Raw genomic sequence first — 15122 nt, 5'->3', positions numbered from 1 at the left:
GGCTCCATCGAGCCGATCCGGCGCCGATCCGCGTCCGGTGGCAGCGCTGGCTCAGTGGCCCGCGCCGCCCTCCGCGCCGAGCGGACGCTCCCACCGCGGCATCAGGAAGGCGAGCCCCCACGCCGCGGCCAGCGCCAGTGCACTGGCGGTGAGACCGATGGTGAACCCGTCGTCGAACACCGCCCGCACCGCGTCCGCCCCGCGCGCCGCGCCCACGTGGTCCTCCACGTGGCCGAAGAACAGCGTGCCGAACAGCGCCACCCCCAGCGCGCCCGCGAGCTGCTGGACCGCGTTGAGCACGCCCGAGGCGGAGCCGATCTCGTGGTCGTCCACCCCGGCGAGCGCGATGCCGAAGAACGGCGCCATCAACAGACCGAAGCCGAAGCCCGCGAGCGCCGTGGCCGGCAGCAGGACCCAGGCGTTCACCGGGCCGTCGTGCATCGCGATGGTGCCGCCGATGCCGATCACACCGAGCAGGCCGAGCAGCAGGCCCGCGTGCAGGACCCGACGGCCGTACCTGGCGGCGAGCACCGCGCCGGCCAGCCCGGCGCCGACGGTCGAGCCGAGCGACCACGGGATCAGCGCGAGCGCCGCGTGGGTGGCGGTCCAGCCGAGGCCGACCTGGAGGTAGAGGCCGAGCACGAGCATCAGGCCGATCATCGAGCCGAACATCATCAGGCCGACCGCGAGGGCGCCGGTGTAGGCGCGGTTGCGGAACAGGCTGATCTCCACGAGTGCGTCGCGGCCCGCGCGGCTGCTGCGCACCTCGTACCAGGCGAACAGCGCGAGCACCGGCAGCGAGCCGGCCATGCAGGCGAACGTCCAGCCGGGCCAGCCCTGTTCGCGCCCCTGCACCAGCGGATAGACGAGCAGCACCATCGCCGCGGTGACCAGGATCATGCCCACGACGTCCAGGCCCGGCCGGCGCGCACCGGCCGCCTCCGGGGTGGGTCGGGGCACCACCGCGGCGCCGGCGAAGAAGGCGAACAGCCCCAGTGGCACGTTCACCAGGAACACCGCGCGCCAGCCCAGACCGAACAGGTCGGCGTCCATCACCACCCCGCCCAGGATCGGCCCGAGCACCGCGGCCAGGCCCATCGCCGGCCCGAACACCGCGAACGCCGCGCCCACCTCGCGCTCGTCGAACATCTCCCGGATCAGCCCGAACGCCTGCGGCACCATCAGCGCCGCGGCGAGCCCCTGCAGGCCGCGGGCGCCGATCAGCATCTCCGGTGACTGCGCCAGGCCGCACAGCGCCGAGGTGAGGGTGAAGGCGAGCACCCCGCCCAGGAACATCCGTCGCCGGCCGAGGATGTCGCCCAGTCGGGCGCCGGTGATCAGGAACATCGCGAACGCCAGGGTGTACGCGGCCGAGAACCACTGGAGGTGGGTCGAGGAGCCGCCCAGGGCGTCCCTGATGCCGGGGCCCGACACGTTGACGATGGTCGCGTCGAGCAGGTCCATGATGTCGGCGCCCATGACCACGGCGAGGCCGATCCACCGGAGCGGGTAGGCCGGCCGGCGCTCCCCCGGCTCGGCCTCGATCGGCACCGCCTTGCTGGTGTCGGTTTCCATCGTCTCCCCCTGCTGCTCGAACACCGTTCGCACATCGAACGGCGTTTCATCCACGAACACTGTTTTAGCTACGAACACTGTTCGCGTCAAGTACAGTGTTCGTAAAGCCGAGTGACGCGATCGGCGAGGGTTGGTCGAGGAGGTGGCGCCGTGTCCGAGGTTCCCGAGGTTGCCGAAGTGCCCGTGCCGCCGTGGCGCACGTCGCCCAGGAGTCGGTCGCCGCGCAAGCCGACGCTGACCCAGGAGGCGATCGTCACCGCCGCGCTGGAGATCATCGACGCGGAGGGCATGGACGCGCTGAGCATGCGCCGGGTCGCCCAGCGCTTCGACACCGGCGCGGCCTCCCTGTACGCGTACGTCGCGAACAAGGAAGAGCTCGTGGAGCTGGTGGTGGACCGGGTCAACGGAGAGGTGCGGATTCCGCTCGCGGATCCCGATCGCTGGCGCGAGCAACTACGCGAGGCGATGTTCGCGATCCGCGACGTCTACGCCGCACACCGCGATCTGGGTCGGGCGTTGATCGGCGCGGTGCCGATCGGGCCGAACTCGCTGGACTCCAGCGAGCGGCTGCTGGCGATCCTGCGCGCGGGTGGACTCTCCCCGAAGGTGAGCGCGTTCGCGGCCGACCTGCTGTCCATGTACACGGTGATGTCCGGCCTGGAAATGGGCGGCCAGAACACCATGCACGGGGCGACCGACGAGGAGCGCGGGGCCTATTACACCGCCCTGCACGACTACTTCGCGTCCTTGCCCGCCGCCCGCTTCCCCACGTTGACCTCGCTCGGCGACGCGCTCACCTCGGGCGACGGCGACGAGCGCTTCGCGTTCGGCATCGACGTGTTGTTGCTCGGCATGATCGCGTACACCGACCGGGAGTCCTGACTCGGCGTCAGGAACCCGGCCAGGATCGGGATCACCGCACAGATGGTGTACGCGACGGGATAGCCGCCCGGGCCGCCGATGAGCGCGCCGAACACCGGCGGCCCGGCGGCGGCGGTCAGGTTCTGGCCGGTGTTCTGGATGCCCATCACCCGTCCCGCCCACGCGCTGCCCGCGAGTTCGGCGACCGCGGTGAAGGCCAGTCCGTTCCAACTCACCGTGGCCACCGAGGCGAGCAGCAGGAAGACGATCGCCGGCGGGCCGCCGATCGTCGAGGTCAGCGCGAGCGCGCCGACCACCACGGCGTTGACCACGCACAGCGTGCGCATCGGCCGCAGCCGGGAGCCGACCAGGTCCGACCAGCGGCCGACCGCGATCCGGGAGCCGGCCGCCACCAGTTGCACGGCCGCGAGCAGCCGGCCGGCCGCGGTCGCGGTCCAGCCGTGCTCGGACACCAGATAGTCCGCGGCGAAGGACACCACGACGAACTGGGACACCACCAGCAGCGCGCTGGCCGCGTGTATTCGGTACAGCACGGGCGAGTCGTACGGCGAGGCGGTTCGCGCCGAGCCGGCCACCGACGCGGGTCGGGCCGGATCGCGGACGAGCACCGCGACCAACGCCGCGCCCACCACACACAACACGGCCGGGAAGACCAACGCGGCCCGGAAGCCCGCCTGGGTGCCGATCGGCGGCAGCACCAACGCGCCGGCCACCATGCCCAGCGGTTGCGCCATCTGCCGGATGCCCATGGCCAGTCCGCGCTGCTCGGGCGCGAACCAGCCCAGCACGACCCGCCCGCTGGCCGCGTTCACCGCCGCCGAGCACGCGCCCGCCACCGCGAGCCAACCCCCCAGCCACACCGCGCCGTCGCCGGCCAGGGCCACCGCGATCGCCGTGCCGGCCAGCGCCAGGCCGGTGGCCATCACCCGCCGCTCGCCCCAGCGATCCGCCGCCGCGCCCCACAACACCAGGGTCAGCAGCAGACCGAAGGTCGGACAGGCCACGACGGTGCCGGCCTGCGCGAGCGACATGCCCTCGTCCACGCGCAACACCGGAACGAGATAGGCGAGGCCGTACAGGAACACGCAACTCGCCAACTGTGCGCACATCCCGATGGCCAGCATCAGCCAGCGCCGGCTCTCCCCCATCGCGCCACCTCCACGTCAATATCTGTGCACCATACAAGCTTTCTCAGGGAATGAGACGAGAATCTCGCACTTCGAGACATGCGCCATGGAGCAGCATGGGAACAGGACCACCGCAACACGTTCCACCACTCTGGGGAGAGACATGTTCGATGTCGAGGAATGCACGGCCGGGCCCCGCAACGCGATCACCGACGTGGCCGGCCTGCGGGTCGGGCACGCCGCCTACACCGATGCCGGTGCGATGACCGGAACCACCGTGCTGCTCGGGCCGGTCGGCGGCTTCGTGGCCGGCGTGGACGTGCGTGGCGGCGCACCGGGCACCCGCGAGTTGGACGCGCTCGACCCGCGCAACCTGGTGCCCCGGATCGAGGCGATCGTGCTCGGCGGGGGCAGCGCGTTCGGCTTGGACGCGGCAAGCGGGGTGGTGGCGTGGCTGGCCGAGCGGGGGCGGGGGTTCCCGGTGGGCACGGAGCCGCACCAGGTGGTGCCGGTGGTGCCGGCCGCGGCGTTGTTCGACCTCGGGCGCGGCGGCGACTGGGCGCGGCGTCCCGACGCGGCGCTGGGCCGGGCGGCGATCGCGGCCGCCGACGCCGAGCCGGAGCACGCGGTGGTGGCGCAGGGCAGCGTGGGCGCGGGCACCGGTGCGATGGTCGGCGGACTACGCGGCGGGGTGGGCACGGCGAGCGTGGTCCTGCCCGGCGGGGTCACCGTCGCGGCGCTCGCGGTGGTCAACGCGGCCGGGTCCGCGGTGGACCCGATCGGCGGCCTGCCCTACGCGGCCGGCCTCGGCCTGCCCGCCGAGTTCCCGCTCGCCGCGCCCGAACACGCCGAGCACGCCGCCGCGTTGCACCGCGCCGCGGCCGCCGCCCAGGCGCCGCCCACGCTCAACACCACGATCGGGATCGTGGCCACCGACGCGGTGCTGACCAGGTCACAGGCGCAGAAGGTGGCCGGCGTCGCACACGACGGGCTGGCCCGGGCGATCCGGCCGGTGCACACGCTCTACGACGGCGACACCGTCTTCGCCGTGTCCACGGCCCGGGTGCCGCTGCCCGCGACCGATCCGGACACGCCCTACGGGGTGAACGCGGAGGCCGCCGCACTGACCATGATCCACGCGGCGGCGGCCGACGTATTCGCCCGGGCGGTACTGCACGGCGTGTTGACCGCAAAGGGCGGCGGTGAAGTCCCGGCCTACCGAGATCTTTATCCGAATTCCAGCTCCGCATACGGGCGGTAACGATCTTGATCGCTGTTCACGAATAGGGAAACCCGCCCGAGAGACGCCAACCGGACTGCCCTATCATCGGCGATTCGACGATGAGGTTTCCCCGCTTCAGAAGGGGCCCGAAGCAACGGAGCGGTTCGCCGACATGGGACACGTTGATCATTTTGCATACGGAGCCGTCACTCCCGGTATCGCCTACCTCATGTCCTGCGTCGGATCGGCTCTCGGGCTGCTCTGCACGACACGGGCGCGGGCGGTAAGCGGTTGGGTGCGCGCCCGTTGGTTGGTACTGGGCGCGACCTCGATCGGTGGTACCGGAATCTGGGTCATGCATTTCATCGGCATGCTCGGATTCTCGGTGCGCGAGACCCCGATTCGATACGACGTGGCCAAGACGTTGACCTCGCTGGTGCTCGCGGTGGTAGTGGTCGGCATCGGCATGGCGGTCGCGGGTCGGCGCAAGGCGGGCGCCGTGGGGCTGGTGCTCGGCGGGATCATCACCGGCGGCGGCGTGGCGATCATGCACTACATGGGCATGGCCGCGATGAGCCTGGACGGCTCGGTCGAATACGACTCGTTCCGAGTCGGCCTGTCGATCCTGATCGCGGTGGTCGCGGCCACCGCGGCGCTGTGGGCCGCGCTCAATGTGAGCGGATTCGCGGCGACCGGGGGCGCCGCGTTGATCATGGGCCTGGCGGTCAGCGGAATGCACTACACGGGAATGTCCGCGATGAGCGTGCGCACCGAGGGTCGGCACGGGATGGTGCACGGGGTGGAGGCGTCCCAATTCCTCGCGCCGTTGATCACCGGCATCAGCCTTTTCACGGTGATCACGCTGTTCATCGTCGCGCTGTCGCCGTCCGCCGACGAGATCAAGGAAGAGGACGAACTCAACGCCAGGTTGGCCCGGTTGGAGGACAACCGGATCGGCGCGACGCCGACCGACCGGGTCGGCACGCGCCCCTCGCACCGCCGCACGGAAAACGACCCGCGCGATTACTTCCACTCGGGTCGCTGATCCGGAATTTCGAATTCCGAATTCCGGCGCACTCCGCACGACGGCCCCGTACCGGCGCAGAGCGGCGGAGCGACACGGGAACGACCCGGCGCGGAGCGACCGGCCCGCGGTGCCGCGCCGCCCGCTCCCGCCGGGCCGTGCCGTGCTCGTTATTGGGTCGGTTCGAGGACCGGGCCCAGGGCGGCGACCGCGTCGAAGGGGCGTTCGCGCCGCTCTCGGCGCCTGTCCGCGAGCCGTCGGCGCAGGCCCGGTCGCGGTTCCTCGTCTCCGCGTGCCCGCTTTCGGGCGGTGCCGAGGTTGTCCCGGGCCTGGCCCTCGCGGTCGTGGTCGCCGAGTTTGCCGAACAGGGTCGCGGCCTGCTCGTGTGCGACGGCGGCCTCGTCGAACCGGCGCACCTGCTGGAGTGCGGCCCCGAGGCTGTTGAGGGCCTGGCCCTCGCGGGGCTGGTCGCCGAACTTGGCGAACAGGGCGGCGGCGTGTTCGAGCGCGGCGGCCGCCTCGTCGAACCGGCGCACCTGGTGGAGTGCGGCGCCGAGGTAGTCCAGCGCCTGGCCCTGGCGGTGCGGGTCGTCGAGTTCGGTGAACAGGGCGGCGGCCTGCTGGTGGACCTCGATCGCCTCGACGAATCGGCGCATCTCCCGAAGGGCGACGCCGAAGTTGTTGAGGGCCTGGCCCTCGCGGTGGTGATCGTCGAGGTCCGCGAACAGCGCGGCGGCCTGCCGGTGCACCTCGATCGCCTCGACGAATCGGCGCACCTCCTGGAGGGCGATGCCGAGGTTGTTCAGCGCCTGGGCCTCGCGGTGGTGGTCGTCCAGGTCCGCGAACAGGGCGGCGGCCTGGCGATGGGCGTCGATCGCCTCCTCGAACCGGCGCAGTTCCTGGAGCGCGGTGCCGAGGTTGTTGAGGACCTGGGCCTCGCGGTGGTGGTCGTCCAGGTCCGCGAACAGCGCGGCGGCCTGCCGATGGGCCTCGATCGCCTCGTCGAAGCGCCGCACCTGCTGGAGCGCGGTACCGAGGTTGCCCAGCGCCTGACCTTCGCCGTGGTGGTCGGCCTGCTCGCGGCACAGGGCGAGATCCTCCTGATGAGCATCGATCGCCTCGTCGAAGCGCCGCACCTGCTGGAGTGCGGTACCGAGGTTGTTCAACGCCCGACCCTCGCCATTGCGGTCGCCGAGTTCGCGGCAGATGACGAGGTCTTGCTGGTGACTCATGGTCTCTCCCGACGCGTCGCGGACTTCCGCCCCGACCGCCGTTCCTTCGATGGGTGGAAAGCGGCGTGGTCCGGCGGTGCATCCCTTCACATGGACACCTTCAGTAACCCGCTTATCACGGAGCGTGGCAACCGCACGGAAGTCGGAGCGGCCAACCGGGTGGCTGATTGAGCCGCATGGACGGCACGCCCGAGGGGCACGGGCCGGTGCGACCGACCCGCCGACGGCCCGTCGAGACGCTTGATTGCGTCAATGATTTGGCGCAGACTCGCACGACGTCTCAACCAGCGCCTACGCGTCGGCGGGTCGCCGGCGCGTGGTCAGGAGGAACCGATGCCGATCCCCGTACCCCTGGACGAATACCCGGTCCACCAGGTCCCGTTGTTCCACAGCGAGGTCGGCTCGACCGACCGGAACTTCTACGACCGCTGCATCATGCACGCCTACGACCGTGCGGGCGGCGTCCAGATCGCGACCGGCCTCGGCGTCTATCCGAACCTGGGCGTGATCGACGCGTACGTGGTGATCCGCAAGGACGGCCGCCAGCACGCGGTGCGGATGTCGGGCGCGCTCGGCCCGGATCGGCTCAAGCAGGAGGTCGGCCCGTACCGGATCGAGGTGTTGGAGCCGCTGGCCAGCGTGCGCGTGGTGTGCGACGCACCGGAGCAGGGCATCTCGCTCGACCTCACCTTCACGTCGCCGTTCGCGCCGCTGCCGGAACCTCGACACGTGCAGCGCAGCGACTTCAAGCCGCTCCTGGACGCGTCGCGCTTCGTGCAGATCGGCGACTGGACCGGCACGGTGACCCTGGACGGCGAGGAGATCGCGGTCACCCCGCAGACCTGGTCCGGCTCGCGCGACCGCTCCTGGGGCATTCGTCCGTCGGGCGAGGCGCCGCCGGCCGGGCGGCCCGCGCAGACCGCCGGATTCTGGTGGAACTGGATCCCCATCCACCTCGGCGACCAGGCGCTGATGATCATCGCCCAGGAGTCGGCCGAGGGGCACCGCTTCCTGACCGAGGCGATCCGGATCTTCCCGATCGCCGACGGCAGGGCGCCCGAGCAACTCGGCTGGCCGGAGTTCGACGTGCGCTACACGTCCGGCACCCGGCTGCCGGAGGGCGCCGCGATCCATCTGACCGACCGCAAGCGCAACGCGTTGACGCTGCACCTGGACAACCACGGCTACATCGCGCTCAACGTGGGTGCGGGTTACGGCGGCGACCCGGACTGGGGCCACGGTCAGTGGAAGGGCGCGGACTACCTCGACGGCGCGGTGTACGAACAAAAGGACCCCGAGGTGGCCAAGCGCATCCCGTTCAGCGTGATCGACCATGTGGCGACCGCCCGACTCACCGGCCCCGACGGCGTGTTGCTCGCCGAAGGGGTGGGCATCTTCGAGCACGGCACGTTCGGCCGGCACGACCCGTCGGGCTTCACCGGGTGGGATTCGGTCGCCCCGTAGGGGTCACATCGGGTGAAGCCGGCGAATTTTAGCGGATATCCGTCGCCGACATTCCAAAAACTCATAAGTTGCGGAAGTACCGGGACAGTTCGCGATACCCATAGGCGCGGGACCGGTGTCACTCACTCCCGTGACCCGCCGACCGCCGGGCCGTGCACGCGAGTCCTCCCGCGCGCCCGGCCCGGCAGGTCCGCGCCCGCGCGGGTGTCGGCCCGCGTGGGTCTGCGCCGGATGCGATCCGGTGGGCTCAGTCCTCGGCCAGGAACGCGTTCAGCCGCTCCGTGGTCTCGATCCACTCCTCGACCAGGGACAGGACGACCTCCTGGGTCGGCCGCACCTTGTCGAGCATGCCCACGACCTGGCCCACCGGCCAGCCGTTGAGCTCCTTGTTCCTGGTTCGGGTGAACCGTCGGGACGCCGCGTTGAAGATGATGCCCTGGAGCGGCATCGGCAGCGGGTCGGGGTTGGCCGGGTCCTCCCACGCGTCGGTCCACCCGGACTTGAGCTGACGGGCCGGCTTGCCGGTCATCGCCCGCGAGCGCACGGTGTCGGTGGACTTGGCCTCCAGCAGGTTCTGCACCGACACCTCGTGGGTGTCCGCCTCGGCGACGGTCAGCCACAGGCTGCCGGTCCACACCCCCTGGGCGCCGAGCGCGAGCGCCGCGGCCATCTGCCGGCCGCCGCCGATGCCGCCGGCCGCGAGTACCGGGACGTCCGGGCCCACCGTGTCCACGACCTGCGGGATGAGCACCATCGTGGAGATCTCGCCGCAGTGCCCACCGGCCTCGGTGCCCTGCGCGACCACCACGTCCACGCCCGCCTCGACCTGCTTCTGCGCATGCCGCGGGCTGCCGCACAACGCGCCGACCAGGACACCGGCCGCGTGGCACGCGTCGATGATGTCGGCCGGCGGCGGGCCGAGCGCGTTGACGAACATCTTGACCAGCGGGTGCTTGAGCGACACCTCGATCTGCGCGCGCGACTCCAGGTCCACGTTCAGCCCGGCGGCCTTGACCGGCTTGTCCGCCAACTCGGCGGGCAGCGGCGGGATCCCGTGGCGCTCCAGGAGTTCGTCGACGAACTTCCAGTGCTGCTCCGGGATCAGCTTCTCCAGGTTGCTCGGCAGCGCGGCCTCGCCACCGCCCTTGCCGATGTACGCCATCGGGATCGCCAGGTCGACGCCGTACGGCTTGCCGTCGGTGTGCTCGTCGAGCCAGGCCAGTTCGACCTCCAACTGCTCGGGATCGAACGCGAGCGCACCGAGCACGCCGAAGCCGCCGGCTCGACTGACCGCCGCGACCACGTCGCGGCAGTGGGAGAACGCGAAGATCGGGAAGTCGATCCCGAGCTTCACGCAGATGGGGGGCTTCATCGCCAGAACCTCCGGTCACCGGGTGAAGGCCCCAGACTAGGAAGGCTCCTTGACCAAATCAAGGTCAAGGAGCCTTACCATTTTTCGCGCGAGCGCCGCAGCAGCGGGCGCACGCGCGCCGAACCGGGCGGCTACGGCTTGTCCGACCCCACCGCCCACATCGCGAAGTACTGCGCCGCCGCGCCGTACGCCTGCGCCAGCGCGACCTTGGCCCCGTCCACCTGATGCTCCCCGGCCGCGCCCCGCACCTGGAGCGCCGCCTCCAGGAACCGCAACATGCCGGAGGCGCCGATCGGGTTGGAGGACAACACACCGCCCGACGGGTTCACCGGGAAGTCGCCGTCGAACGCCGTCTCGCCGCGGTCGACCATCTTCCAGCCCTCGCCCACGGGCGCGATGTCGTGGCCCTCCAGCCACATCGGCTCGTACCAGGAGAAGGGCACGTACAGCTCGGCCACGTCGATCTGCCGCCGCGGGTCGGTGATTCCGGCCTGCTTGTACACGTCCCACGCGCAGTCCACGCCGGCCTGCGGGCGGATCGGGTCGCGGCCGTTGAAGGACGACGGCTCGGAGCGCATCGAGGTGCCCAGGATCCAGGCCGGGGCCCGGCCGTCGGCCGCCGCCGCGTCGCCGCCGGCCTCGTCGGTCAGCACGATCGCGCCGGCGCCGTCCGAGGACGGGCACGACTCCAGGAAGTGCAGCGGGTCCCACATCATCGGCGACTCGCGGACCTTGTCGATCGAGATGTCCTTGAGCTGGAGGTGCGCGTACTGGTTGCGCAGCGCGTTCTGCCGGTCCTTGACGGCCACCTGCCAGCCGATGTGCTCGGGCGCCCCGGACTTTTGGATGTACGCCCGAATCCACGGCGCGAACGCGCCACCCGCGCCGATCGACCCGGATTTGCCGCCGCCGAGCCCGAATTGCGCGTTGCCCTCGGACTGCTTCTCCCACGCGACGGCCAACACCCGCTTGTGCACCCGGCTGCTGACAAGGTGCGAGGCGACGATCGCGGTGGATCCGCCCACACTGCCCGCGGTGTGCACGCGGAACACCGGCTTGCCCGCCCCGCCGAGCGCGTCCGCGAGGTAGAGCTCGGGCTTCATCACGCCCTCGAAGATGTCGGGCGCCTTCCCGATCACCACCGCGTCGATGTCGCTCCAGGTCATCCGCGCGTCGTCCAACGCGCGCTGGGCGGCCTCGCGGACCAGGCCCGCGATCGACAGGTCGTCCCGCCGCTTCTTGTGCTTGGTCTGGCCGATGCCGACGACGGCAACGCGCTCATGGGTCATCGGTTGTCACCTTTCGCGGCGGAGTCGCCTTCCAGGACACAGACGAGGTTCTGCTGGAGTGCCGGGCCGGATGTGGCGTGCCCGAGCGTGCGCGAGCGCCCGTTGATCAGGATCTGGTCGGCTGCGGCGGCGATCCGCACCAGGCCGGTGGCCATCAGCGGGTTGCCGGTGAGCGCGCCGCCGGAGGGGTTGATCACCACGTCCTCGGCCAGGCCCAGCGACTGACGCAGGATCACCTCCTGGGCGGTGAACGGCGCCATCAGCTCGGCCACCTCGACGCCGGCCACGCCGCCCGCCCGCTGCCCGGCGATCCGGGTCGAGGACGAGTCGGTCAGGTCGCGCAGCGCCGGGTTGTGCACCTCGCTGCGGTGGTCCAGGCCGGTGATCCAGGCCGGGCGCTCGGTCAGTTCGGCGGCGCGCGGGCCGCGCACCAGCACCACCGCGCACGCACCGTCCGAGATCGGCGGCAGGTCGCTCTTGCGCAGCGGATTGCGCAGGTAGCCCTCGGCGAGCAACTTGTCCACGTCCTGCTCGGCGCCGCGCACCTGCTGCTTGGGGTTGCCGGCCGCGTCGCGACGCGAGCGGGCGGCGATCTCGGCGAGTTCGCGTTCGGTGGTCTTGCCCGACTCGATCAACTGCCGGGCCTGGAGCGCGGCCAGCGAGACCGGGTCCAGACCGAGCGGCGCGAGGTAGTACGGGTCGAGTTCCTGCGGGTAGATCGCGGCCGGGTCGCCGGTGGAGGACTTGCCCGAACCCATCGCGACCGCGATGTCGATGTCGCCGTGCTTGAGGCGCACCCACGCCTCGTACATCGCCCACGCGCCGTCCATCTCGACGTGCGACTCGTGGATCGGCGGCCACGCGCCCATCGCGTCCAGGTTGGGCACGAAGGAGAACGTGCCGCCGGAGATGTAGTCGCACGACCCCTGGCAACTGAAGCCGATGTCGGAGCGCTTGAGCCCGACCTTGCCCAGGGCCTCGTCCACGACCATCAACAACATCTCGGTCTCGGTGAGCTCCTGCCGGCGCACCGCCGGGAGCTGCGCGGTCGCGACGATCGCGATGTCGCTGTCCTGCCGCACTGCCGTCTCCCTTGTCTCGCCCGCGTTTCGACGCGCCGTCATCAGAACACCCGGTTCATGTACTGCTCGGCGGGCTCGTCCGGCTCACCGGTGGGCCGCCAGCCCTTGACGAAGCCGGAGACCGTGCCCCAGCCCTTGCTGGTGATCTCCGCCGCGTCCCGCTCGGCCTCGGGCATCCATTCCGCCCGGACCCGCATGCCGACCCTGATCTCGGACACCGGGATGTCCAGGATCTGCTGCTGCGCGATCACCATCTCGTCGCCTTCGAGCACGACGGAGGCCCGCGCGAACGGCTCGGTTTCCTTCTGTCCGGGATAGGGCGTGGGCGTGATGATCGTGTAGTTGGACACCACGCCGCGGTCGGGCAACACCTCGTCCAGCTCGGGTCCGAGCAGGATGGCGTCCACCGAGCAGTAACCCCGGCCCAGGAAGACCCGGTTGCACTTCGGACAACGCTGCCCGGTCAGTCGGCCGGCCCGCAGGTTGCTCGCGTAGCGGACCAGCGTGGGCGAGAGCACGTCGGTGTAGGTGATCTTGGAGAAGTACTCCATCGTCGTCACGTCCTGCGCCTCGCCGGGCTCCCCCTCGGGGCTCTCGGCGTGCTCACCGGGGACGAAGCAGACGATGTCGTCGATCCGGCCGACCGGCTCGTCGCGCCAGCGCGGGGCGACCCGCATGCCGGTGCTCACCGCGTCCTCGCTGCCGGCGTCCAGCACGTGCACCAGGTCGGTGTCCGCACCGTCCAACCGCACCAGCACGAAGGCGAACGGGCGGTCCAGCGGGTGCGATTCGATGGGTTCGGCGACCCAGGTCCAGGACCGGACGGTGCCGGCCGGGCCCACCTCGACGAAGTCGTGCGCGAGCTCGTTCCCGGTCTCCGGGTCGTACTCCATGGGCGGCACGATCACCCGCTCACCGGACCGGATCCCGACGATCCGACGGGCGGTCAGCTCCGAGAAGAAGCGACCCATGACCGGTCCGAGTGTGCGCTTGTAAGGGAACTGGATAGTACTGACGGTCTGTGTCGACACGGTCATCCTCTCGGCCTGGGAACGAGGTCGGCCACCGGCCGAACGATAGGTAAGGTTCCTTGACGAGGTCAATGGATGGCGAAAACATGTTGTCGTTTGGGTCGTATGGCGATGCCTTCGGCATCCGCCGCGGTCCACCACCATCCGCCACCTCCGAGGGGAAGCCGCAGATGTCGTACGACCTGCCCGCCGCGCTGCACCGCCCGGTCTTCGTCCCCGATCTGCTCCTGCACGCCCTGACCAGGCACGCCGACAAACCCGCGATGTACATCGGCGACCGGGTATTGACGGCCGGTCAGGTGCGCGACGAGATCAGCCGATACCAGCAGGCGTACGCGTCGCTGGGTGTGGTCAAGGGCACCATGGTCTCGGTGTTGTCGGCGAACCGACCCGAGGTGTTGTTCGCGACCGGCTGCAACATGTTGACCGGCTGTCGCGCGACACCGCTGCACCCGATGGGCTCGCTGGAGGATCACGCGTACGTACTGGCCGACGCCGGCGTCGAGGCGCTGATCTACGACCCGGGGCCGTACGGCGAGCGGGCGGCGGCGCTCAAGGAGCGGCTGCCGCACCTGAAGTTGTTGGCCTTCGGGCCGGCGTCGGACGACCTGGGCGTGGACCTGCTCGCGCTGGCCGCGAAGTTCGAGCCGGGGGTGCTCACGCCGCCGGAGGTGAACGCCGAGGACGTCTCGGGCTACGCGTACACCGGCGGCACCACCGGGCGACCCAAGGGCGTGATGTCCACCTACCGCTCCGGGGTGACCCTGCCGACCGTGCAACTCGCCGAGTGGGACTGGCCGGACGAGGTGCGCTTCCTGGTCGCGACGCCGCTGTCGCACGCGGGCATGTCGGCGTTCATCCCGACGCTGTTGCGCGGTGGTTCGATCGTGGTGTTGCCGCACTTCGACCCCAAGCAGGTGCTCGCGGCGATCGAGAAGTATCGGATCACCGCGACGATGCTGGTGCCGACGATGTTGTACGTGCTGCTGGATCACCCGGACCTGGACAAGCACGACCTGTCCAGCCTGGAGACCGTGTTCTACGGCGCCTCCGCGATGTCGCCGGCGCGGCTGAAGGAGGGCATCGAGCGGCTGGGGCCGATCTTCTTCCAGTACTACGGTCAGGCCGAATGCCCGATGACGATCACCGTCATGCGCCGGGACGAGCACGACCCGAACGACCCGGCGCGACTCGCCTCGTGCGGTCGGCCGGTGCCGTTCCTGACGGTGAAGCTGCTCGACGAGGAGCTGAACGAGGTGGCCCAGGGCGAGCCGGGCGAGATCTGCGTGCGCGGCCCGTTGGTGATGGCCGGCTACCTGAACAAGCCGGAACAGACCGAAGAGGCGCTGCGTGGCGGGTGGTTGCACACCGGCGACATCGCCCGGGCGGACCCGGACGGGTTCCTGACGATCGTGGACCGCAAGAAGGACATGATCATCACCGGCGGCTTCAACGTCTTCCCGCGCGAGGTGGAGGACGTCATCTCGGCCCACCCGGCGGTGGCCGCGGTCGCGGTGGTCGGGGTGCCGGACGAGAAGTGGGGCGAGGCGGTCAAGGCGGTCGTGGTGCTGCGGCCGGGGCACGAGGTGGATCCGGCCGAGCTGATCGCGCTGGTGAAGGAGCGCAAGGGCGCGGTGCAGGCGCCGAAGTCGGTCGACTTCGCCGACTCGATTCCGCTGTCGCCGCTGGGCAAGCCGGACAAGAAGACGTTGCGGGCGCGGTATTGGGCGGAGGGTGAGCGGCAGGTGCACTGAGGCGGGGCGGGGGGTGGGGCCTTCCGGGCCGGTCGCGTGGGTCGCGTGGGTTTTGTAGGTCGCGCGGG

At 70.7% G+C, this 15122-nt stretch carries 11 protein-coding genes and 1 pseudogene; 5 read left to right on the top strand and 7 right to left on the bottom strand.

Annotated elements, in window-relative coordinates:
* Positions 1–51: 51 nt before the first annotated feature.
* Positions 52–1629 (bottom strand): MFS transporter, encoded by a 1578-nt coding sequence (locus ACFXMF_RS16600; protein ID WP_360318182.1) that lies wholly within the window; start codon positions 1627–1629, stop codon positions 52–54.
* 57 nt (positions 1630–1686) lie between these two features.
* On the opposite strand from ACFXMF_RS16600, the pseudogene ACFXMF_RS16595 reads away from it, so the two are divergent.
* Positions 1687–2373 (top strand): annotated as a pseudogene (locus ACFXMF_RS16595) (TetR/AcrR family transcriptional regulator); the annotation flags it as partial.
* On the opposite strand, the gene ACFXMF_RS16590 reads toward ACFXMF_RS16595, so the two are convergent.
* A complete protein-coding gene (locus tag ACFXMF_RS16590) occupies positions 2310–3605 on the bottom strand; it encodes an MFS transporter (RefSeq protein WP_379988476.1) in 1296 nt (431 codons plus the stop codon). The pseudogene ACFXMF_RS16595 and the gene ACFXMF_RS16590 overlap by 64 nt on opposite strands.
* A 142-nt stretch (positions 3606–3747) precedes the next feature.
* Here ACFXMF_RS16590 and ACFXMF_RS16585 point away from each other — a divergent pair, with 142 nt between their 5' ends.
* Positions 3748–4845 carry a P1 family peptidase gene (locus ACFXMF_RS16585; RefSeq protein ID WP_379988475.1) on the top strand — a complete coding sequence of 366 codons (1098 nt, stop codon included), beginning with the start codon at positions 3748–3750 and terminating at the stop codon, positions 4843–4845.
* Positions 4846–4978: 133 nt separating this feature from the next.
* Positions 4979–5851, top strand: a complete 873-nt coding sequence (locus tag ACFXMF_RS16580) for an MHYT domain-containing protein (protein WP_360318191.1) — start codon at positions 4979–4981, stop codon at positions 5849–5851.
* Positions 5852–6000: 149 nt separating this feature from the next.
* Here ACFXMF_RS16580 and ACFXMF_RS16575 read toward each other — a convergent pair whose 3' ends face one another.
* Positions 6001–7062: a tetratricopeptide repeat protein gene (locus ACFXMF_RS16575; protein ID WP_360318194.1), complete on the bottom strand. Its 1062-nt coding sequence runs from the start codon at positions 7060–7062 to the stop codon at positions 6001–6003.
* Between the two features lie 333 nt (positions 7063–7395).
* Between ACFXMF_RS16575 and ACFXMF_RS16570 the strand changes: the two genes are divergently transcribed.
* Positions 7396–8526 carry a hypothetical protein gene (locus ACFXMF_RS16570; protein ID WP_379988474.1) on the top strand — a complete coding sequence of 377 codons (1131 nt, stop codon included), beginning with the start codon at positions 7396–7398 and terminating at the stop codon, positions 8524–8526.
* Positions 8527–8773: 247 nt separating this feature from the next.
* Here the strand turns inward: ACFXMF_RS16570 and ACFXMF_RS16565 are convergent, their stop codons facing one another.
* The 4 genes from ACFXMF_RS16565 to ACFXMF_RS16550 form a co-directional block, all read right to left on the bottom strand.
* Complete coding sequence (locus ACFXMF_RS16565; RefSeq protein WP_360318199.1) at positions 8774–9898, bottom strand: nitronate monooxygenase family protein; 1125 nt, start codon at positions 9896–9898, stop codon at positions 8774–8776.
* A gap of 131 nt (positions 9899–10029) precedes the next feature.
* Positions 10030–11187, bottom strand: a complete 1158-nt coding sequence (locus ACFXMF_RS16560) for a thiolase domain-containing protein (RefSeq protein ID WP_360318202.1) — start codon at positions 11185–11187, stop codon at positions 10030–10032.
* Entirely contained in the window at positions 11184–12269 is a 1086-nt protein-coding gene (locus ACFXMF_RS16555; RefSeq protein ID WP_360318205.1) for a lipid-transfer protein, read from the bottom strand. Before ACFXMF_RS16555 ends, ACFXMF_RS16560 begins: the two co-directional genes overlap by 4 nt.
* A 41-nt stretch (positions 12270–12310) precedes the next feature.
* The gene (locus ACFXMF_RS16550; protein WP_379988473.1) at positions 12311–13306 is read right to left on the bottom strand and encodes a Zn-ribbon domain-containing OB-fold protein; all 996 of its coding nucleotides are present in this window, start codon (positions 13304–13306) and stop codon (positions 12311–12313) included.
* A gap of 164 nt (positions 13307–13470) precedes the next feature.
* Here ACFXMF_RS16550 and ACFXMF_RS16545 point away from each other — a divergent pair, with 164 nt between their 5' ends.
* A complete protein-coding gene (locus tag ACFXMF_RS16545; protein WP_379988472.1) occupies positions 13471–15054 on the top strand; it encodes an AMP-binding protein in 1584 nt (527 codons plus the stop codon).
* Positions 15055–15122: the final 68 nt, after the last annotated feature.

It is taken from the genome of Embleya sp. NPDC059213, from assembly GCF_042754445.1.
Lineage (GTDB): Bacteria > Actinomycetota > Actinomycetes > Streptomycetales > Streptomycetaceae > Embleya.
The sequence above is the reverse complement of the archived record's forward strand: the minus strand, read 5'-3'. Positions and strand labels throughout refer to the sequence as shown.

What these genes read in the sequence shown, in the direction of transcription:
- ACFXMF_RS16565 (WP_360318199.1), bottom strand. Translation starts at nt 9,898, where the DNA reads ATGAAGCCCCCCATCTGCGTGAAGCTCGGGATCGACTTCCCGATCTTC.
- ACFXMF_RS16580 (WP_360318191.1), top strand. Translation starts at nt 4,979, where the DNA reads ATGGGACACGTTGATCATTTTGCATACGGAGCCGTCACTCCCGGTATC.
- ACFXMF_RS16570 (WP_379988474.1), top strand. Translation starts at nt 7,396, where the DNA reads ATGCCGATCCCCGTACCCCTGGACGAATACCCGGTCCACCAGGTCCCG.
- ACFXMF_RS16590 (WP_379988476.1), bottom strand. Translation starts at nt 3,605, where the DNA reads ATGGGGGAGAGCCGGCGCTGGCTGATGCTGGCCATCGGGATGTGCGCA.
- ACFXMF_RS16545 (WP_379988472.1), top strand. Translation starts at nt 13,471, where the DNA reads ATGTCGTACGACCTGCCCGCCGCGCTGCACCGCCCGGTCTTCGTCCCC.
- ACFXMF_RS16575 (WP_360318194.1), bottom strand. Translation starts at nt 7,062, where the DNA reads ATGAGTCACCAGCAAGACCTCGTCATCTGCCGCGAACTCGGCGACCGC.
- ACFXMF_RS16550 (WP_379988473.1), bottom strand. Translation starts at nt 13,306, where the DNA reads ATGACCGTGTCGACACAGACCGTCAGTACTATCCAGTTCCCTTACAAG.
- ACFXMF_RS16560 (WP_360318202.1), bottom strand. Translation starts at nt 11,187, where the DNA reads ATGACCCATGAGCGCGTTGCCGTCGTCGGCATCGGCCAGACCAAGCAC.
- ACFXMF_RS16585 (WP_379988475.1), top strand. Translation starts at nt 3,748, where the DNA reads ATGTTCGATGTCGAGGAATGCACGGCCGGGCCCCGCAACGCGATCACC.